Annotated in this window: 13 protein-coding genes; 9 read left to right on the top strand and 4 right to left on the bottom strand. The window is 69.7% G+C overall.

Annotated elements, in window-relative coordinates; all coding sequences use genetic code 11:
• Positions 1–496 precede the first annotated feature (496 nt).
• On the bottom strand, positions 497–2668 hold the full coding sequence (gene glgB / locus KV106_RS09365) for a 1,4-alpha-glucan branching protein GlgB (RefSeq protein ID WP_261209519.1): 2172 nt from the start codon (positions 2666–2668) through the stop codon (positions 497–499).
• A gap of 4 nt (positions 2669–2672) precedes the next feature.
• A complete protein-coding gene (locus KV106_RS09360) occupies positions 2673–4340 on the bottom strand; it encodes an alpha-amylase family glycosyl hydrolase (RefSeq protein WP_261209500.1) in 1668 nt (555 codons plus the stop codon).
• A gap of 94 nt (positions 4341–4434) precedes the next feature.
• Here KV106_RS09360 and KV106_RS09355 point away from each other — a divergent pair, with 94 nt between their 5' ends.
• The 7 genes from KV106_RS09355 to KV106_RS09325 all read left to right on the top strand — a co-directional run bounded on the left by KV106_RS09355 (position 4435) and on the right by KV106_RS09325 (position 15127).
• Entirely contained in the window at positions 4435–5943 is a 1509-nt protein-coding gene (locus KV106_RS09355) for a flavin-containing monooxygenase (RefSeq protein ID WP_261209498.1), read from the top strand.
• An 88-nt stretch (positions 5944–6031) separates the two neighbouring features.
• Complete coding sequence (gene leuS / locus KV106_RS09350; RefSeq protein WP_261209496.1) at positions 6032–8662, top strand: leucine--tRNA ligase; 2631 nt, start codon at positions 6032–6034, stop codon at positions 8660–8662.
• An 11-nt stretch (positions 8663–8673) separates the two neighbouring features.
• Positions 8674–9192 (top strand): LPS-assembly lipoprotein LptE, encoded by a 519-nt coding sequence (locus KV106_RS09345; RefSeq protein ID WP_057593840.1) that lies wholly within the window; start codon positions 8674–8676, stop codon positions 9190–9192.
• 15 nt (positions 9193–9207) lie between these two features.
• A complete protein-coding gene (holA, locus tag KV106_RS09340) occupies positions 9208–10284 on the top strand; it encodes a DNA polymerase III subunit delta (RefSeq protein WP_261209494.1) in 1077 nt (358 codons plus the stop codon).
• Between the two features lie 48 nt (positions 10285–10332).
• A complete protein-coding gene (locus KV106_RS09335) occupies positions 10333–11625 on the top strand; it encodes a glutamate-5-semialdehyde dehydrogenase (RefSeq protein WP_261209483.1) in 1293 nt (430 codons plus the stop codon).
• A 146-nt stretch (positions 11626–11771) separates the two neighbouring features.
• On the top strand, positions 11772–13070 hold the full coding sequence (gene gshA, locus KV106_RS09330; protein ID WP_261209481.1) for a glutamate--cysteine ligase: 1299 nt from the start codon (positions 11772–11774) through the stop codon (positions 13068–13070).
• 188 nt (positions 13071–13258) lie between these two features.
• Positions 13259–15127, top strand: a complete 1869-nt coding sequence (locus tag KV106_RS09325; RefSeq protein WP_057593843.1) for a potassium transporter Kup — start codon at positions 13259–13261, stop codon at positions 15125–15127.
• A gap of 73 nt (positions 15128–15200) precedes the next feature.
• Here the strand turns inward: KV106_RS09325 and KV106_RS09320 are convergent, their stop codons facing one another.
• Positions 15201–16124 (bottom strand): polysaccharide deacetylase family protein, encoded by a 924-nt coding sequence (locus KV106_RS09320; protein ID WP_261209469.1) that lies wholly within the window; start codon positions 16122–16124, stop codon positions 15201–15203.
• A gap of 109 nt (positions 16125–16233) precedes the next feature.
• On the opposite strand from KV106_RS09320, the gene KV106_RS09315 reads away from it, so the two are divergent.
• Both KV106_RS09315 and gshB read left to right on the top strand, forming a co-directional pair.
• Positions 16234–17508 (top strand): benzoate/H(+) symporter BenE family transporter, encoded by a 1275-nt coding sequence (locus tag KV106_RS09315; protein ID WP_261209467.1) that lies wholly within the window; start codon positions 16234–16236, stop codon positions 17506–17508.
• Positions 17508–18464, top strand: coding sequence for a glutathione synthase (gshB, locus tag KV106_RS09310; RefSeq protein WP_261209465.1), 957 nt, complete (start codon positions 17508–17510; stop codon positions 18462–18464). Before KV106_RS09315 ends, gshB begins: the two co-directional genes overlap by 1 nt.
• A 77-nt stretch (positions 18465–18541) precedes the next feature.
• Here the strand turns inward: gshB and KV106_RS09305 are convergent, their stop codons facing one another.
• A complete protein-coding gene (locus KV106_RS09305) occupies positions 18542–20818 on the bottom strand; it encodes a TonB-dependent receptor (protein WP_261209463.1) in 2277 nt (758 codons plus the stop codon).
• Positions 20819–20904: the final 86 nt, after the last annotated feature.

Genomic DNA, 20904 nt, shown 5'->3' with positions numbered 1-20904 from the left:
GGGCAACCTGCGGTGCTCGCGTTTCGCGGGGTCTCGCAGAACTCGCTTCGCTCAAACAGCTGCGAGCCCTTGTCCGCGAAACGCTGCGCTCCTCGGCGCAGCCAGAGGGGGTGGGTCGGGCCATCGCTGCGCTCGGCCGAGCAAGCCCTTCGGGCCTTCGCGTTGCTCGGCCTTGACACAAGATCAACAACGTCCGCGCTCGCGCACCCCACACAAGGACGCGCCATGGCGCGTTGACCCTCATCCCCTCTGGCTGTGCCGAGGAGCGCAGGAGAAAGCGGGATCAGGGCCGCAGCTGTCTGAGCGGAGCGCAGCGCAGCGAGTTCTGCGGACCCCCGCTTTCTCCGAGCACCGCAGGTTGCCCGCAGCGAAGCGGAGGGACACAGACAGCGGGGTCGCCTTTCTTTGCTTACTTTCTTTGGCGAGACAAAGAAAGTAAGTCGCCCGCCGGGGCGAGACCCGGCCAACTGTCCGTCGCAAGGCAAACAACTCAAATTCAAACCAACACCCACATCAACGTAGCCAAGGGCGGCAAGTCAACAACCACCGAGTCGACTTTCCCATGCCAAGCCAAAGCCTCACTCGCAACCACCCCATTCCCCACACCACTCCCCCCATAAACAACCCCATCGGTATTGATGATCTCCCGATAGGACCCCGAACAAGGCACCCCCACCCGATACCCATGCCGAACCACAGGCGTGAAGTTGCAGACGGCCAAAACGAACGCCCCATCCCGCCCCCAACGAACAAAGGCAAACACCGACTGCGCCGTATCGTCATGCACGAGCCACTCGAACCCCGCCCCTTCATGGTCGAGCTCGTGCAACGCCGGATAGTGCCGATACACGTTGTTGAGATCCCGCACCAGCCGCCGCACCCCTTGATGCGATGCGTGCTCGAGCAGATGCCAATCAAGGCTGCGATCCGCATTCCACTCCGCCATCTGCGCGAACTCGCACCCCATGAACAGCAGCTTCTTCCCCGGATAGGCCCAGAGATAGCCGTACAGGTTGCGCAGCCCCGCGAACTTCTGCCATTCGTCGCCCGGCATGCGCGCGATCATCGAGCCCTTGCCGTGCACCACCTCGTCGTGCGAGAACGGCAGCACGAAGTTCTCGCTGTGCGCGTACATCAGCCCGAAGGTGATCTCGCGGTGGTGGTGCGGCCGATACACCGGGTCCTTGCCCGCGTAGGCCAGGGTGTCGTTCATCCAGCCCATGTTCCACTTGTAGTGGAAGCCCAGCCCGCCGTCCTCGGGCGGGCGCGTCACTCCGGGAAAACTGGTCGACTCCTCGGCGATCGTCACCGCGCCGGGGCGCTCGGTGCCCACCACGCGATTCATGCGGCGCAGGAACTCGATCGCCTCGAGGTTCTCGCGCCCGCCCTGCGCATTGGGCACCCATTCGCCGGGCCCGCGGCTGTAGTCGCGGTAGAGCATCGAGGCCACGGCGTCCACGCGCAGGCCGTCGATGCCGTAGCGCTCGAGCCAGTACAGCGCGTTGCCCACGAGGTAGTTGCGCACCTCGGTGCGCGACCAGTTGAAGATCAGCGTGTTCCAGTCGTTGTGGAAGCCCTCGCGCGGATCGGCGTACTCGTACAGCGCCGTGCCGTCGAAGCGGCCCAGGCCGTGCGCGTCGGTCGGGAAGTGCGCGGGCACCCAGTCGAGGATCACGCCGAGCCCGGCTGCATGCGCCGCGGCCACGAAGAAGCGGAAGTCGCTCGGGGTGCCGAAGCGCGAGGTCGGCGCATAGAGGCCGATCGGCTGGTAGCCCCAGGAGCCGTCGAACGGATGCTCGGTGATGGGCAGCAGCTCGATGTGGGTGAAGCCCATGTCGCGCACGTAGGGCACCAGGGTGTCGGCGAGCTCGATGTAGTCCAGCCATTCGTGGCCGTTCTTGCGCCGCCACGAGCCCAGGTGCACCTCGTAGATGCTGATCGGTGCGTCGCGCCCGTTGGCCTTGGCGCGGCCCGCGGGCATGGTGGCGACCGGCGGCAGCGGGCGCACCACGCAGGCGGTGTCGGGCCGCAGCCGCGACGAGAAGGCGAAGGGGTCGGCCTTGCGCAGCAGCTCGCCCTGCGCCGACAGGATCTCGAACTCGTAGGCATCGCCCACCGCCACGTGCGGCGCGAAGACCTCCCACACGCCGCACTCGCGGCGCAGCCGCATCATGTGGCGCCGGCCGTCCCAGTTGTTGAAGTCGCCGACCACCGACACGCGGCGCGCATTCGGCGCCCAGACCGCGAAGGCCACGCCCTTGACGCCGTCCATCTCGCGCAGGTGCGCGCCCAGGCGCTCCCAGGGGCGCAGGTGCGTGCCCTCGGCCAGCAGCCAGATGTCGGTGTCGCCGAGCACGAAGGGAAAGCGGTAGGGGTCGTCGATGCGCGAGACGTGCGAACCCCAGTCGACCTGGAACGCATAGCCCATGCGCGCCTGGGCCGCGGGCACCAGGCCCGCGAAGAGGTCGGAGCCCTCGTGCCGCTCGAGCGTGGCCAACGGCCAGCCAGAGCGCGCATGCAGCACCGTGACGCCCTGCGCGCCGGGCAGCAGCGCGCGCACCACCAGGCCGCGCGCGGTCTCGTGCGGGCCGAGCACGCCGAAGGGGTCGCCGTGCTCGGCGCGCATCAGCGCATGGACTTCGGCTTCGGGCAGTTGCGTCGGGGCCATGGGGTCAGTCGGTGATCGGTTCGCCGAAGAAGGCGCCGAAGGGCGCCAGCGTGAGCGCGCGACCGTCGGCGCCGCCGAGCGTCGCGGTCGACGCCAGTGGCGTATCGGCCACGGCGCGCAGGGTTTCGCGCAGCATGATCGACACCGGCGCCGCGCCGAGGTTGAACACGGCCTGCAGTGAATTCGCGCCCTCGCGGCGCTCGAACCACAGCACCGGCTCGGGCGCGTCGAAGAAGGCGATGGCTGCCGTGTGCAGCAGCGGCTGCGCGCGGCGCCAGCGCAGCATCGCGCGGCTGAAGGCCAGCATCGACCGAGCATCGCCTTCCTGGCGGTCGACCGCCAGCGGCAGGTGCGCGGGCGACATCGGCAGCCACGGCGTGCCGGTGGTGAAGCCGCCCTGCGCGTCGCCGCCGCGCCAGGGCATCGGCGTGCGGCAACCGTCGCGGCCCTTGAACTCGGGCCAGAAGGCGCGGCCGTAGGGGTCCTGCAGCAGCTCGAACGGCACCTCGGCCTCGGGCAGGCCCAGCTCCTCGCCCTGGTAGATGCCGGCGCTGCCGCGCAGCGACAGCAGCAGCGCGAGCCACAGGCGGCTGCGCCGGACGTCGGGCGCCGCGCCGTCGCTCCAGCGCGTGGCCACGCGCGGCACGTCGTGGTTCGACACCGCCCAGCAGCCCCAGCCGCCGGTGGCCGCGAGCGCATGGTCGAGCGCCTCGACCTGCTGGCGCAGGTGCTTCGCCGTGTGGTCGGCGGTCAGCAGGCTGAAGCTGTAGGCCAGGTGCAGGCGCCGGCCGCGCGCGGTGTACTGCGCCATCACGGGCGGCGCGTTCTCGTCGCCGACCTCGCCGAGCGCGACCGCGCCGTGGCGCTCGAGCAGGGCGCGCAGCCGCTCGAGGAACAGCAGGTTCTCGGGTTGGCTCTTGTCGTACAGATGCTGCTGCATCGCGTAGGGGTTGTCGGCGCGCACCGTGCTGACCTCGCCCACCGACTGCGCCGAGGCCGGCGGGTTGCTGCGCAGCAGCGCGTCGTGGAACTGGTGGTTGCAGGCGTCGAAGCGGAAGCCGTCGACGCCGCGTTCGCACCAGAAGCCGACCTCGCCGAGCAGCGCGTCCTGCACCGCGGGGCAATGGAAGTTGAGGTCGGGCTGCTCGGCCAGGAAGCTGTGCAGGTAGTACTGGCGGCGGCGCGAATCCCATTGCCAGGCCGGCCCGCCGAAGACCGAGAGCCAGTTGTTGGGCGGCGTGCCGTCGGGCTTGGGGTCGGCCCACACGTACCAGTCGGCCTTGGGGTTGTCGCGGCTCGCGCGGCTCTCGGCGAACCAGGCGTGCTGGTCGGAGGTGTGCGAGAGCACCTGGTCGATGACGAGCTTCAGGCCCAGCGCGTGCGCCCGCGCGAGCATGGCGTCGAAGTCGGCCAGGGTGCCGAACATCGGGTCGACCGCGCGGTAGTCGGCCACGTCGTAGCCGAAGTCCTTCATCGGCGAGCGGAAGAAGGGCGAGACCCAGATCGCGTCGACCCCGAGCGAGGCCACGTGCGGCAGCCGCGCCGTGATGCCGGGCAGGTCGCCGATGCCATCGCCGTTGCTGTCCATGAAACTGCGCGGATAGATCTGGTAGATCACCGCGCCGCGCCACCAGTCATCGCTCTTGCTGCCGTTGCTGCTGCTGCTGCCCATGCTGTCCCTTGGTCTGAAATCATTGTGGCATGCGAAATCCGGGCCAGCGGTACGCTCGTGCGCGCCCCGCGACTCTCTACACTGCACGCGCTCCATGACAGAGACGATTCCCCACGCCAACGCGGGTTCCCCGCCCCCCGCCTCCGATGCCGAAGGGCTGCCCGCGCTCGAGCGCCGGCTCGCGCGCGACCTCGACATCCTGGGCTGGCGCGCCCGCGCCTGGATGCCGGCCTGCGAACACGAGGGCGAGGCGGTGCTCGACGTGGCCATCGTCGGCGGCGGGCAGGCCGGGCTGGCCGCGGCGGCCGCGCTCGCGAACCAGGGCATCCACGCCGTGGTGTTCGACCGCGCGCCCGAAGGTCTCGAGGGACCCTGGGCCACCACCGCGCGCATGGAGACGCTGCGCTCGCCGAAGGAGCTCACCGGCCCGGCGCTGGGGCTCGCGGCGCTGAGCTTCCGCGCCTGGTTCGAGGCCCAGCACGGCGGCGCCGCCTGGGCCGCGCTCGACAAGATCCCGCGGCTGCAATGGATGGACTACCTGCGCTGGTACCGGCGCGCGATGGCGCTCGAGGTGCGCAACGACAGCGCGGTCACGGCGATCGTGCCCGAGGCCGGCGGCGCGCTGGTGCGGCTGGACCTGCGCACGCCCGCCGGCGCGCGGCGCGTGTTCGCGCGCCGCGTGGTGCTGGCCACCGGGCGCGACGGCCTCGGCGGCCCGGCGGTGCCGGATTTCGTGGCCGGGCTGCCGCGCGAGCGCTGGGCGCATTCGTCCGACGCCATGGACTACGGCCGGCTCGCCGGGCTGCGCGTGGGCGTGATCGGCGCGGGCTCCTCGGCCATGGACAGCGCCGCCACCGCGCTGGAGGCCGGCGCGCGCAGCGTCGAGCTGCTGATCCGCCGCCCCGACCTGCCGCGCGTCAACAAGGGCAAGGGCGCCGGCGTGCCGGGCCTGACCCAGGGGCACTACGACCTGCCCGACGAGAACAAGTGGCGCGTGCGCCACTACATCAACCGGCTCAACGTGCCGCCGCCGCACGGCAGCACCCTGCGCGTGTCGCGCTTCGCCAACGCCTTCTTCAACTTCGGCTGCCCGGTCGAGGCGGTGGCGCTGGCCGGCGACGGCGCGATCCGCGTGGCGACGCCGCGCGCGGATTTCGAGTTCGACTTCCTGATCGTCTCGACCGGCTTCAAGGTCGACTGGGCCGCGCGCCCCGAGTTCGCCGCCATCGCGCCCCATGTGCGGACCTGGAAGGAGCGCTTCGTGCCCGCGCCCGGCGACGAGGACCAGGAGCTGGCCGATTCGCCCGACCTGGGCCCGGCGTTCGAGTTCGAGGAGCGGGTGGCGGGCGCCTGCCCGGGGCTCGCGCGCATCCACTGCTTCTGCTATCCGGCCGCGCTCTCGCACGGCACGGTCTCGGGCGACATCCCGGCCATCAGCGACGGCGCCAAGCGGCTGGCCGCGGGCATCGCGGGGCTGTTCTACCGCGAGGATTTCGAGCGCCATTTCGCCAACATCGAGGCCTACGCCGAGCCCGAGCTGTACGGCGACGAATGGACCCCCGCGCCGCCGCCCGACCGGCGGCCGGCACCCAAAGCCCGCTGAATGGCCCGGCCCGGCGGGAGCCGGGCGGCCGGGGCGCGATAATCCGCCTTCCCGGCCGCCCCGCGCCGGGCTCCTGCCGAACCCCGTCATGAACCCCAGCTACAAACCCAGCGACGTCGAGTCCGCTGCCCAGGCGCAATGGAGCGCCGCCGATGCCTACCGCGTGACCGAGGACGCGAGCCGCAAGAAGTACTACGCCTGCTCGATGCTGCCGTATCCCAGCGGCAAGCTGCACATGGGCCACGTGCGCAACTACACGATCAACGACATGCTCACGCGCTACCTGCGCATGAGCGGCTACAACGTGCTGATGCCCATGGGCTGGGACGCCTTCGGCCTGCCGGCCGAGAACGCGGCGCTGAAGAACGGCGTGCCGCCGGCCAAGTGGACCTACGAGAACATCGCCTACATGAAGGGCCAGCTCCAGGCCATGGGCCTGGCGATCGACTGGAGCCGCGAGATCGCCACCTGCGATCCGAGCTACTACAAGTGGAACCAGTGGCTGTTCCTCAAGATGCTCGAGAAGGGCATCGCCTACCGCAAGACCCAGGTCGTGAACTGGGACCCGGTCGACCAGACCGTGCTGGCCAACGAGCAGGTGATCGACGGCAAGGGCTGGCGCACCGGCGCCACGGTCGAGCGCCGCGAGATCCCGGGCTACTACCTGAAGATCAGCGACTACGCCGAGGAACTGCTCGAGCACACCCAGCACAAGCTGCCGGGCTGGCCCGAGCGCGTCAAGCTGATGCAGGAGAACTGGATCGGCAAGAGCGAGGGCGTGCGCTTCGCCTTCACCCATGACATCAAGGGCGCCGACGGCCAGCCGATCCAGGACGGCCGCATGTACGTGTTCACCACGCGCGCCGACACCATCATGGGCGTGACCTTCTGCGCCGTCGCGCCCGAGCATCCGCTGGCCGCGCATGCCGCCACGCTCGATCCCAAGGTCGCGGCCTTCATCGAGGAGTGCAAGAGCGGCGGCACCACCGAGGCCGAGCTCGCCACCCAGGAGAAGAAGGGCGTGCCCACCGGCCTCACGGTGACGCACCCGATCACCGAGGAGCAGGTGCCGGTGTGGGTCGGCAACTACGTGCTGATCGGCTACGGCGACGGCGCCGTGATGGGCGTGCCCGCGCACGACGAGCGCGACTTCGCCTTCGCCAACAAGTACGGCATCGAGATCATCCAGGTGGTGCTGGTCGACGACGAGCCGCACTTCGACTATCACAAGTGGCAGGACTGGTACGGCGACAAGCAGCGCGGCGTGACCATCAACTCCGACAACTTCAGCGGCATGACCTACAAGGAGGCCGTGGCCGCCGTGGCGCATGCGCTGGGCCAGAAGGGCCTGGGCGAGCTGCAGACCACCTGGCGCCTGCGCGACTGGGGCGTGAGCCGCCAGCGCTACTGGGGCACGCCGATCCCGATCATCCATTGCGAGGAGCACGGCGCGGTGCCGGTGCCCGAGAAGGACCTGCCGGTGGTGCTGCCCACCGACTGCGTGCCCGACGGTTCCGGCAATCCGCTGAACAAGCACGAGGGCTTCCATGCCGGCGTGGTGTGCCCGGTGTGCGGCAAGGCCGCGCGGCGCGAGACCGACACGATGGACACCTTCGTCGACTCGTCGTGGTACTTCATGCGCTACTGCGATCCGAAGAACGACCAGGCGATGGTGGCCGAGGGCGCCGACTACTGGATGCCGATGGACCAGTACATCGGCGGCATCGAGCACGCCATTCTTCACCTGCTGTACGCGCGCTTCTGGACCAAGGTGATGCGCGACCTCGGCCTGGTGAAGGCCGACGAGCCCTTCAGCAAGCTGCTGACCCAGGGCATGGTGCTCAACCAGATCTTCTACGCGCGCAACGAGAAGGGCGGCAAGGACTACTTTCCGCCCTCGGAAGTCACGCCCGAGCTCGACGCGCAGGGCCGCATCGTCGGCGGCACCGCGGCCGACGGCACCAAGGTCGAGTACGGCGGCGTTGGCAAGATGGGCAAGAGCGAGCGCAACGGCGTCGACCCGCAGGACCTGATCGAGAAGTACGGCGCCGACACCGCGCGCCTGTACACCATGTTCACGGCACCCCCCGAAGCCACGCTCGAGTGGAACGACGCGGCCGTCGAGGGCAGCTTCCGCTTCCTGCGCCGCGTGTGGAACTTCGGCGCGGCGCAGTCCGCCGTCGCGACCCCCGCGGGTGGCAAGCCGGCCTACGGCAAGCCGGCCCAGGCGCTGCGCCGCGAGGTGCACACCGTGCTGCGCCAGGTCGACTACGACTACCAGCGCATGCAATACAACACCGTGGTGTCGGGCGCGATGAAGTTGCTCAACGCGCTCGAGGGCTTCAAGCCCGACGGCAGCGCGGGCGACGCGGCCGCGCTGCACGAAGGCTTCGGCATCCTGCTGCGCTGCCTCTATCCCGCCACGCCGCACATCGCCCAGCAGCTGTGGACCGAGCTCGGCTACGACCAGGCGCTCGGCGCCCTGCTCGACGCGCCCTGGCCCACGGTCGACGTCGATGCGCTGGCGCAGGACGAGATCGAGCTGATGCTGCAGGTCAACGGCAAGCTGCGCGGCAAGCTGCTGGTGCCGGCCGGCGCCTCGAAGGAAGAGATCGAGAAGCTCGCGCTGGCCTGCGAGGACTTCACCGCCTTCGCGCCGGGCGCGAGCGCCAAGCGCGTGATCGTGGTGCCGGGCCGCCTGGTCAACGTGGTCATTTGAACAAGCCAAGCATGAACATCCGCACTGTCTCGCTGCCGCGCCGCGGCTTCCTCCTGGGCCTGGCCGCCGGCGGCGCCTCGCTGGGCCTGGCCGGTTGCGGCTTCGAGCTGCGCAAGCCGCCGGTCTTCGCCTTCAAGTCGATCGCGGTCTCGGGCAATTCGGCGCTGGTCAACCAGATCCGCCGCAACCTGCGCGCGGCCGGCACGGTGACCCTGCTGCCGGGCGACGACAAGACCGCGGAGGCGGTGCTCGAGATCCTCGGCGAGGACCGCGAGCGGCTGGTGGTGTCGACCAACTCGGTCGGCCTGCTGCGCGAGATCCAGCTCGTGCTCAAGGTGCGCTTCCGCCTGCACGCGCAGGGCGGCAAGGACCTGCTGGCGGCCACCGAGCTCATGCAGACGCGCGACCTGACCTTCAACGAGACCAACGCGCTGGCCAAGGAAGGCGAGGCCGACCTGCTGTTCCGCGACATGCAGGTCGACATCGCGCAGCAGCTGGTGCGCCGCCTCGGGGCGGTGAAGACGCTGTGAGCGGCCGCTGACGCGATGCAGCTCGCCAGCGCCCAGCTCGCGGCCCACCTGCAGAAGGGGCTGAAGCCGCTCTACACGATCCACGGCGACGAGCCGCTGCTCGCGCAGGAGGCGGCCGACGCCATCCGCGCGGCGGCGCGCGCGCAGGGCCATACCGAGCGCAGCTCGTACACCGTGGCGGGCGCGCACTTCGACTGGAGCGCGGTGCTCGCGGCCGGCGGCTCGCTCTCGCTGTTCGCCGACAAGCAGATGGTCGAGATCCGCATTCCTTCGGGCAAGCCCGGCAAGGACGGCAGCGTCGCGCTGCAGCAGATCGCCGAGGGCGCGGCCTCGAACGAAGGCACGCTCACGCTGGTGATGCTGCCGCGGCTGGACAAGGCCACGCGCACCGGCGCCTGGTTCTCGGCGCTCGAGAACCACGGCGCCAGCATCCAGGTCGACCCGATCGAGCGCGCCGCGCTGCCGCAGTGGATCGCCCAGCGGCTCGCGCTGCAGGGCCAGCGCGTGAAGCCCGGCGACGAGGGCCAGCGCACGCTGCAGTTCTTCGCCGACCGCGTCGAGGGCAACCTGCTCGCGGCGCACCAGGAGATCCAGAAGCTCGCGCTGCTGCATCCGGAGGGCGAGCTCGGCTGGGAGGAGGTCGAGGGCGCGGTCAACAACGTCGCGCGCTACGACGTCTTCAAGCTGTCGGAGGCCGTGCTCGGCGGCAACCCGCAGCGCGTGGCGCGCATGCTCGACGGCCTGCAGGCCGAGGGCGAGGCCGAGGTGCTGGTGCACTACACGCTGGCCGAGGACATCCGCGCGCTCAAGCGCGTGAAGGATGCGATGGCCGCGGGCCGGCCGCTGCCGATGGCGCTGCGCGAGAACCGCATCTGGGGCCCGCGCGAGCGCGCCTTCGAGCGCGTGCTGCCGCGGCTGGACGACCGCATGCTGGCGCGGCTGCTGCGCGCGGCGCACCTGGTCGACGGCATCGTCAAGGGCCTGAAGCAGCCCGACTGGCCGGCCGGCGGCTGGCAGGCGCTGCAGCGGCTGGCGCTGATGCTGTGCCGCGCCTGCGGCAACGGTGCCGCCGCGGCACCGCGCCGCGCCTGAATTCCCGGCGTCAGCCGCCCGCAGGGTTGGCGTGGGAAAATGCCGCCCATGAACGCGTTCAATGTCAGTGAACACATGCAGACCCTGGGTCTGCAGGCAAAAACGGCCGCCGCCCTCATGGCGCGTGCGGATGCAGCTACCAAAAACGTAGCGTTGAAGGCGCTGGCCCGGCGCCTGCGCGAAGCCGGCCCGGTGCTGGCCGCGGCCAACCAGAAGGACCTCGAGCGCGCCACGGCCGCGGGCCTGTCGGCCCCGATGGTCGACCGCCTGAAGCTCGGTCCCAAGGTGATCGAGACCGTCGCCCTCGGCTGCGAGCAGCTCGCGGGCATGGCCGACGTGATCGGCGAGATCATCGGCATGAAGCAGCAGCCCAGCGGCATCCGCGTCGGCCAGATGCGCGTGCCGATCGGCGTCTTCGGCATGATCTACGAGAGCCGCCCCAACGTGACCATCGAGGCCGCGAGCCTCGCGATCAAGTCGGGCAACGCCGCCATCCTGCGCGGCGGCTCGGAGGCCATCGAGTCGAACAAGGCGCTGGCACTGCTGGTGTCCGAGGCGCTGGCCGAGGCCGGCCTGCCGGTGGAGGCGGTGCAGCTGGTGCAGACCACCGACCGCGAGGCCGTGGGCCAGCTGATCGCGATGCCGCAGTTCGTCGACGTGATCATCCCGCGCGGCGGCAAGGGCCTGATCGAGCGCATCAGCCGCGATGCCAAGGTGCCGGTCATCAAGCACCTGGACGGCAACTGCCACGTCTACGTCGACGACACGGCCGAGTTCGGCATGGCGCTGCGCATCGTCGACAACGCCAAGACCCAGAAGTACAGCCCCTGCAATGCCGCCGAAGGCCTGCTGGTGTCGGCCTCGGTGGCCGAGGACTTCCTGCCGAAGATCGGCGCCATCTTCGCCGCCAAGGGCGTCGAGATGCGCTGCGATCCGGCTGCGGCCCAGATCCTGCGAGCCGATGGTGCTATCGATCCGGGAGCAAAGGTGGTCGATGCGGTGGAATCCGACTGGTCCGAGGAATACCTGGCCGCGGTGATCAGCATCAAGGTGGTGGCGGGCCTCGAGGAGGCCATCGCGCACATCAACCACTACTCGAGCCACCACACCGACGCGATCGTCACGCGCGACCACGTGAATGCCCAGCGTTTCCTGCGCGAGGTCGATTCGGCCAGCGTCATGGTCAATGCGAGCACACGCTTCGCCGACGGTTTCGAGTTCGGCCTCGGGGCCGAAATCGGCATCAGCACCGACAAGTTCCACGCCCGCGGACCGGTGGGCATCGAGGGGCTGACCTCGCTCAAGTACGTGGTGCTGGGGCAGGGCGAAGTCCGGACCTGAGGGGGCGCGACGGGCGCTTTGCGGTGCCCTTCGCATCGGCGGCGCGTGTGGATTCCACGTAGGCCATGGTGCTTGTCATCGGGGTTCGTGTCCCCAAATCCTAGAATCCCGCATACCGTTAAGTAGAAAACAAAGAAGGCCGCCGCATGGTTCCGCATCTCGTCACAGCCTTGACCGGCCCGATCAACGAACTGGAGCAGCGGGTGCTCGACTCGATGCCCGCCATCGAGCGCTGGTTCCGGCTCGAGTGGATGGAGCACACGCCGCCTTTCTACAGCGCGGTCGACATCCGCAACGCGGGCTTCAAGCTGGCGCCGGTCGACACCAACCTCTTTCCCGGCGGCTGGAACAACCTCACCAAGGAAATGCTGCCGCTGGCGGTGCAGGCCGCGCAGGCCGCGATCGAGAAGATCTGTCCCGAGGCGCGCAACCTGCTGGTGATCCCCGAGAACAACGCCAAGAACAGCAGCTTCTACCTGGCCAACGTGGCGCAGATGGTGCGGATCTTCCACATGGCCGGGCTCAACGTGCGCGTGGGCTCGATCGACCCGGCGATCAAGTCGCCCAAGAAGATCGAGCTGCCGCACGGCGACGTCGTCACGCTCGAGCCGGTGGTGCGCACCAAGCGCCGCCTGGGCCTGAAGAACTTCGACCCCTGCACCATCCTGCTGAACAACGCGCTCTCGGCGGGCACGCCCGGCATCCTCGAGGACCTGCACGAGCAGTACCTGCTGCCGCCGCTGCACGCGGGCTGGTCGGTGCGCCGCAAGAGCAACCACCTGCACAGCTACGAGGAGCTGTCCAAGCGCTTCGGCAAGCTGCTGGGCATCGATCCCTGGCTCATCAACCCGATCTACGCGCGCGCCGACGGCGTCGACCTCGCCGAGGGCCGCGGCCTCGACGTGCTGACCAGCCACGTCGATGCGGTGCTGACCAAGGTGCGCCGCAAGTACAAGGAATACGGCATCAACGAGAAGCCCTTCGTGGTGGTCAAGGGCCAGAGCGGCGCCGACGGCCCGCGCGTGCTGACGGTGCGCGACGCCAAGGAGGTCGAGGGCCTCGTGGGCAAGGCGCGCGGCGCGGCCGCCCGGCCGGCCGGTGCCCGCGAACCGGGCGAGATCATCGTGCAGGAGGGCGTGCTGACCAACGAGCGCGTGCACAACGGCGTGGCCGAGCCCGTGGTCTACATGATGGATCGCTACGTGGTCGGCGGCTTCTACCGCGTGCATGCCGACAGCGCGCCCGACGAGAACCTCAAGCTGCCGGGCGCGAGCTTCGTGCCGCTGGCCTTCTCCGAGAGCGCGCACCTGCCGCAGCCCGGCGCCAAGCCCGGCGCCAGCGCGCCCAACCGCTTCTACATGTACGGCGTGGTCGGACGTCTCGCGATGGTCGCCGCCAGCTACGAGATGGAAGCCACCGACCCGGATGCCGAAGTCTACGAATGACCCCCACCGCCCGCCGTGTTTGCGGCCCGCGCGGGTGACGGCAGAATAGCGGCCCCACAGCAACGGAAATCGAAGGGCGGCGAGGGCGAGGATCGAGGCGCGGCGGAAGCACCGTCCGCCCGGGCACGCCCCCTGGCATACCTGATGCGTCGTCATCGCGAGCCGCCGGCCCTTTTCCCATCGACCTCGTGTCAGCCCCCAAATCCCTCTCCGCCGGCCTGATCGTCGGCGCCATCGGCGTCGTCTATGGCGACATCGGCACCAGCGTGCTGTACGCCGTCAAGGAAGTCTTCGGCCACGGCCACGTGCCTTTCACCGTCGAGAACGTCTACGGCATCCTTTCGATGTTCGTCTGGACGCTCACCACCATCGTCTCGCTCAAGTACGTGGTGCTCGTGCTGCGCGCCGACAACGAGGGCGAGGGCGGCCTGGTCGCGATGCTGGCGCTGGCCTCGCGCGCCGTGGCCGACAAGCCGCGGCTGCGCCACCTGCTGCTGGTGATCGGCATCTTCGGCACCTCGCTGTTCTACGGCGACGGGGTGATCACGCCGGCGATCTCGGTGCTCTCGGCGGTCGAGGGCCTGGAGGTGGTGTCGCCGCACTTCAAGCACTACGTGATCCCGATCACGCTGGTGGTGCTGTTCTGCCTGTTCGCGGTGCAGAAGCACGGCACCGCGGGCATCGGCCGCTTCTTCGGGCCGATCACGCTGGTGTGGTTCCTCTCGCTGGCGGTGCTCGGCGTGTGGCACATCGTCGACCACCCCGAGATCCTCAAGGCCCTGAGCCCGTTCTACGCGCTCAAGTTCATCTGGGACAACCCCGGCACCAGCTTCATCCTGCTGGGCGCCATCGTGCTGTGCGTGACCGGCGCCGAGGCGCTGTACGCCGACCTCGGCCACTTCGGCAAGGCACCGATCCGCATTGCCTGGTTCACCGTGGTGATGCCGGCGCTGATCCTCAACTACTTCGGCCAGGGCGCGCTGCTGCTGGCCAATCCCGAGGCCGTGAAGAACCCGTTCTTCATGATGGCGCCCGAGTGGGCGCTGATCCCGCTGGTGCTGCTGGCCACCGCCTCCACGGTGATCGCCTCGCAGGCCCTCATCACGGGCGCCTTCAGCGTCACGCGCCAGGTGATCCAGCTCGGCTACCTGCCGCGCCTGAACATCGAGCACACCAGCGTGCGCACGGCCGGCCAGATCTACATCCCGCTGGTCAACTGGGGCCTGTTCGTGGCGATCGTGCTGGCGGTGGTCATGTTCCGCTCCTCGAGCAGCCTGGCCGCGGCCTACGGCATCGCCGTGACCACCGACATGCTGATCACCACGGTGCTGACCTTCTTCGTGATCCGCTACGCCTGGAAGCTGCCGCTGGCGCTGTGCATCGCCTCGACCGCGGCCTTCTTCTTCATCGACTTCATGTTCTTCGCGTCGAACCTGCTCAAGCTGCCCGAGGGCGGCTGGTTCCCGCTGGTGATCGGCGGCGCGGTGTTCATGCTCATGATCACCTGGAAGGAGGGGCGCCGCCTCATGGGCGAGGTGCAGCGCTCCGATGCCATCGAGCTGAAGGCCTTCCTCGACTCGGTGTTCGAGAATCCACCGGTGCGCGTGGACGGCACCGCCGTGTTCCTCACGGCCGAGCCCGGCGTGGTGCCCAATGCGCTGCTGCACAACCTCAAGCACAACAAGGTGCTGCACGAGCAGAACCTGTTCGTCACCGTGCGCAACCACGAGGTGCCGTGGATCCCGATGGACAAGCGCATCGAGATCGAGCCGCTGGGCCGCCATTGCTGGCAGGTGATCGTGCACTACGGCTTCAAGAACGACATCGACCTGCCGCGCGCGCTCGACAACGCGCGCCTGCGCGGCTGCCAGCTCGAGCCGATGCTGACCAGCTACTTCCTTTCGCGCGACGTCGTGATCCCCACGCTGGGCAGCGGCATGGCGCCCTGGCGCGAGAAGCTGTTCGCGCAGATGCACCACAACGCGAGCGGCGCGGCGGCCTTCCTGGGGCTGCCGAACAACGCGGTGGTGGAGTTGGGGTCGAAGATAGAGATCTGAATTCGGACAGCCGAACGCAGAAGTCGCGACCTCTGCGCGCTTTGGGCGTTCTTCTGCGTTCGGCTGTCCGCTTTCAGTCGAAGTCCGCTGGCCGTTCCAGCGCGAGCTGTCCCATGTGCGCCGCGATCGCGCCGGGCGTGGTGAACCAGATCTCGCCGCGGTCGCGCGCGAGCGCCAGCTGCGTCAACACCCCGCGCAGATGGCGCAGCCGGTAGGGCTGGCCCACGATGTAGGGATGCAGCGCGAGGCCCATCACCAGCGGCTGGGCGCGCGACTGCGCGAGCATCTCCTCGAAGTTGTCGAGCACCATCGCGCAGAAGTCCTTCGCGTCCATCAGCCGGCCCACGATCATCGGGATGTCGTTGAGCTCCTGCGGATAGGGCACCGACCAGATCGCGCCGCCGCCGCGCGTGCGCATGCGCACCGGCTGGTCGTCGTGGCACCAGTTGAGCGTGTAGCCGTAGCCGGTCTCGGCCAGCAGGTCGGGCGTCAGCGGGCTCTCGGAGATCCATGGCGACAGCCAGCCCGCGGGCGCCTGCCCGCTCTCGCGCGCCATGCGTTCGCGGCAGCGCACCAGCAGCGCGCGCTCGTGGTCTTCGCCGAGCGCGCCCTGGCGCTCGGCATTGCTGTGGCCATGGCCGATCAGCTCGTCGCCGCGCGCCACCACCGCCTGCACCAGTTCCGGGCAGTGGTCGTACAGGGCCGTGTTGACCAGCGCGCCCGCGGGCAGCGCGAGCGCGTCGAACAGCTCGAGGCAGCGCCAGGCGCCCACGCGGTTGCCGTACTCGCGCCAGCCGTGGTTGAGCACGTCGGGCTGCGGCGAGGCCGGGCCGAGGCAGGCGCCCAGCCCGCCGCCGAAGGCGAAGTGCTCGATGTTGAAGCCGAGGTAGACCGCGAGCCGCGCCCCGTTGGGCCAGCGGTAGTCGGGCCGGCGCGTGATCGGCCGGTAGTCGAAGCGGTCGTGCGAGGGCAGCAGTTCGGGCCAGCGTGTCGTCATGCGCGGATCGCCTGCAAGGTGCGTGCCCGATGGTCGACATATCGGTGGAAAATTGTTGACCATCCGCCGCCGGGACGGCCCGGCGCGACCGGCCCGGCACAATCGCGCGATGCGTTTCTTCAAGGACCTGAGCCTTTCCGCCTTCACCGCCGGCTTCGTCGCCGTGCTCGTCGGTTTCACGAGTTCGGTGGCCATCGTGTTCCAGGCCGCGCAGGCCTTCGGTGCCACGCCCGAGATGGTGGCCTCGTGGATGTGGGCGCTGGGCATCGGCATGGGGCTGGCCTCGATGCTGCCCTCGCTGTGGTGGCGCAAGCCCGTGATGATCGCCTGGAGCACGCCCGGCGCCGCGGTGCTGGCGGTGGCCGGCGCGGGCCACGGCATGGGCGAGGCGGTCGGCGCCTTCGTCGTCTGCGCGCTGCTGATCGTGCTGGCCGGCGCCACCGGCTGGTTCGAGCGCGCGATGAACCGGATCCCGATGGCCATCGCCTCGGCGCTGCTGGCCGGCGTGCTCGCGCGCTTCGGCCTCGCGGCCTTCACCGCGGCGCAGACCGCGCTGCCCCTGGTGCTGCTGATGCTGGCCACCTACCTCGTGGGCAAGCGCTGGCTGCCGCGCTACGCGGTGCCGCTCACGCTGCTGGTGGCGATCGCCTTCGCGGCCGCGCGCGGCGAGCTCGCCTGGTCGGCGGTGCATTTCTCGCTGACCTGGCCGGTGTTCGTCATGCCGGTGTTCCACTGGCAGGCGATCGTGAGCCTGGCACTGCCGCTGTTCGTCGTCACCATGGCCTCGCAGAACCTGCCGGGCGTGGCGGCGATCCGCGCCGCCGGCTACGGCGAGCTGCCGGTCAGCAAGCTCATCACGATCAGCGGCCTGACCACGCTGGTGCTCGCGCCCTTCGGCGCCTTCGCGCTCAACCTCAGCGCCATCACCGCCGCGATCTGCATGGGCCGCGAAGCCCACGAGGACCCGGCGCGGCGCTATACCGCGGCCGTGAGCTGCGGCGCGATCTACGTCGTGATCGGCCTGTTCGGCGCGGCCGTGACCGGGCTGCTCACGGCCTTCCCGAAGGAGCTGGTGGCGGCCATCGCGGGGCTCGCGCTGCTCGGCACCATCGGCGGCGGACTGGCGGCCGCGGTGCGCGACGAGCCGCACCGCGAGGCCGCGCTGATCACCTTCCTGGTCACGCTCTCGGGCGTGACCCTCGCCGGCATCGGCTCGGCCTTCTGGGGCGTGGTGGCGGGCGCGTTCGCGCTCGCGGTGCAGCGGCTGGGCAACCGGCCTGGCCCGCCAAAAGCCCCGGCCGGCCAGGGCCTCGCCGCTTCCGGCAACATCGCGACCGACAGCAGCAACATGGCGGCCCCGCCGGGCGCCGGAAAGACTTCCTGATGAAAAACATCCTCTTCGTGGCCGACCCGCTCGATCACTTCAAGATCTACAAGGACACCACCTTCTCGATGATGCGCGAAGCCCAGCGCCGCGGCCACCGCATCGCGGCCTGCCTGCCGCAGGACCTGCAGTGGGTGTCGGGCGGCAAGGTCACGGCCACGGTGCGCCAGGTCACGCTGACCGGCGACCCCAAGGACTGGTACGCCGTCGACATCGTCGAGACCAAGGCGCTGGCCGATTTCGACGCCGTGCTGATGCGCAAGGACCCGCCCTTCGACGCCGAGTACATCTACGCCACCCACCTGCTCGAGCAGGCCGAGCGCGAGGGCGCGCGCGTGGTGAACAAGCCGCGCGCGCTGCGCGACCATCCCGAGAAGCTCGCGATCATGGAGTTTCCGCAGTTCACCGCGCCCACGCTGGTCACGCGCAGCGCGCAGGCGGTGCGCGACTTCCATGCGCAGCACGGCGACATCATCCTGAAGCCGCTCGACGGCATGGGCGGCATGGGCATCTTCCGCGTGAAGCAGGACGCGCTGAACCTCGGCTCGATCGTCGAGACGCTCAACAAGGACGGCGCCGAGACCATCATGGTGCAGCGCTTCGTGCCCGACGTGGTCGAGGGCGACAAGCGCATCCTGATCATCGCGGGCGAGCCCGCGCCCTTCGTGCTGGCGCGCATCCCGCAGGGCACCGAGGTGCGCGGCAACCTCGCGGCCGGCGGCAAGGGCGTGGCCCAGCCGCTCACGCCGCGCAACCGCGAGATCGCCGAGATCGTGGGCCGCGCGCTCGCGCCGCGCGGGCTGCTGCTGATCGGCCTCGACGTGATCGGCGACTCGGTGACCGAGATCAACGTGACCAGCCCGACCTGCTTCCAGGAGATCACGGAGCAGACCGGCTTCGACGTGCCGGCGATGTTCATCGATGCGCTGGAGGCGCATCTGGCGCAGGCGGCCTGAGGGCCATGAAAAAGGCGCCCGGGGCGGTCTTCGCCCCGGGCGCCTTTTTTTGATCCCGAGGAAGCCGGGATCGCCGATCAGAAGTCGACCGTGGCCGACAGGCTGAAGGTGCGCGGGTTGCTCAGCACCAGGTAGCCCGAGCCCGGATAGCCGCCCACCGAGGCCCAGTAGCTGCGGTCGGCCACGTTCTCGATGCGCGCGCGCAGGGTCAGCAGCTTGCCGTTGCCGACTTCGGTGACGTAGCGCGCACCCACGTCCAGGCGCGTCCAGCCGGGCACGCGCAGCGTGTTGATCGCATCCGCGTAGCTCGAGCCGCTGGTCACGACGCGGCCGTTGAGCGACAGGCCCTGCACGCCCGGCACGTCCCATTCGACGCCGATGCTGCCCTGCGCCTTCGGCACGCCGATCACGCGCTTGCCGTCGGTAGTGAGGCTGCCCGTTTCCTTCTGCTTGGCGTCGAGCCAGGTCACGCCGCCGAGCACGCGCAGGCCCTTGGTCGCCTCGCCGAAGACGTTGAGCTCGACACCGCGGTGGCGGTCCTCGCCGCCGGCCTGGAACGAGCCGTTGGCCACGAAGGCGCGCGGCTTGGCGGTGCTGAACAGCGCCAGGCTGCCGCCGATGCGGCCGGCGTCGTACTTGACGCCGATTTCCTTCTGCTTCGACACGTAGGGACGCAGCGACTGGCCGGCGTTGAGCACCGGCTGGCCGTTCGATTGCGCGGGGGCGCTCTCGCCGGGCGACAGGCCCTCGATGTAGTTCGCGTAGACCGACAGGTCCTCGCGCGCCTTGAACACGATGCCGGCCACCGGGCTGGTGCGGCTCTGGTCGTACGAGGTGACGGTGCCGCCGGCCGAGGTCAGCCGGCCGCCGCTCACGATCTGGTAGCTGATGTCGCTGGTCTCGATCGACTGGCGGCGCACGCCGAGCGTGACGAGCAGGCGGTCGTCCAGGAAGGACATCGTGTCGCCGATCGCCACGCTCTTGAGCGTGATGGTGCCGTTCAGGCGCGGGCTCGCGAGGTTGTTGCCCAGGTAGGTGAGCTGCGTGGGCAGGTAGCCGCGCGGGTAGTAGATGTTGCTGGCGAGCGTGCCGCCGGTGCCCAGGCCCAGGCCGTAGGCGTTCTTCTTTTCGAGGTCGAAGTAGGAGTAGCCCAGCACCCACTCGTGGCCCACGCTGCCGGTGCGCACCTTGCCGCGGACGCCGAGCTCGGCGGTCTTGACCTTGTCCTCGCGCGTGTTGTCGAAGCGGCTGGTGGTGAAGGCGCCGGTCAGGCCGTTGGACACCGTCGGGCCCGCGAGCGAGTTGTTCTCGTAGCTGCTGCGCGCGCCGGCCGCGGCCCAGGCCGTGATGTTCGGCGTGATGTCGTATTCGCCGCGCACCGAGCCGAAGGTGTCGCGCTCGTAGGAATAGGTCCAGGGCTGGGCGAAGTTGGTGTCGTTGTCGGGCGCCTTGGGCACCACGGTGACGGCGCTGCCGAGCGTGACGTTGGGGCGCGTGTTGCGCAGGCGGTGCTCCTGGTGGCCGATGTCGGCCGAGATGCGCGCGTCGCGGCTGCGCCAGTCGAGGCCGACCGCCAGCGCGTCGAGCTTGACGCTTTCGCCGTTCACCGCCGTGCCGCCGTCGCGGTGGACGGCATTCAGGCGCACGCCCACGCTGTCGTCGGGCCCGAAGCGGCGCGCGATGTCGGTCGCGGCATAGGACTGCGAGCCGCTCGCGGTGCCGAGCGTGAACTGCGTGAGCGGCTCGTTCGGCGCGCGCTTGGGCAACAGGTTGATGGTGCCGCCGATGCCGCCGCCCGTGGGCGCCGCGCCGTTGAGGAAGGCGCTCGCGCCGCGGAACACTTCCACGCGCTCGAACAGCTCGGAGGCGATGTACTGGCGCGGCAGCAGGCCGTACAGGCCGTTGTAGGCGATGTCGTCGGAATTGACGATGAAGCCGCGGATGAAATAGGACTCCTGGAAGTTGCCGAAGCCGCGCGCCACGCGCACCGAGGGGTCGTTCTGCAGCACGTCGGCCACGCTGCGGGCCTGCTGGTTCTGGATCAGCTCGTTGGTGTAGTTGTTGCTCGAGAACGGCGTTTCCATCATGTCCCGGGTGCCCAGGATGCCGGCGCGGCCGCCGCGCGCCACCTGGCCGCCGGCGTAGGGCTTGGCCAGGCCTTCGGCCGAGGCGTCGGCGCTCGCTTCGACGGTGATGGTGGCGAGCGCGGCGCCGGGAGCGCCCGGTGCGGCGGCCGGCTGGGCCGGGGCCGGCGCGGCAGTCTGCGCCGAGGCCGTCAGGGCATGGAGGACGAGCAGCGTCGCGGCGACGGTCGGGCGGAGGCTGGCGCGGAGAAGGGCGGGGGAGGCGGGCATGGACGGTTCGTATTCACGCAAATGAGAACCGTTATTGTTATCGCCCCGGGCCCTCCCACCGATACTTTCTTGCAATGTTGCGAAAA

Origin of the sequence: Variovorax endophyticus (assembly GCF_025376855.1) — a bacterium.
Lineage (GTDB): Bacteria > Pseudomonadota > Gammaproteobacteria > Burkholderiales > Burkholderiaceae_C > Variovorax.
Note: the sequence above shows the minus strand (reverse complement) of the source record. Positions and strands in the feature narration are given on the sequence as shown.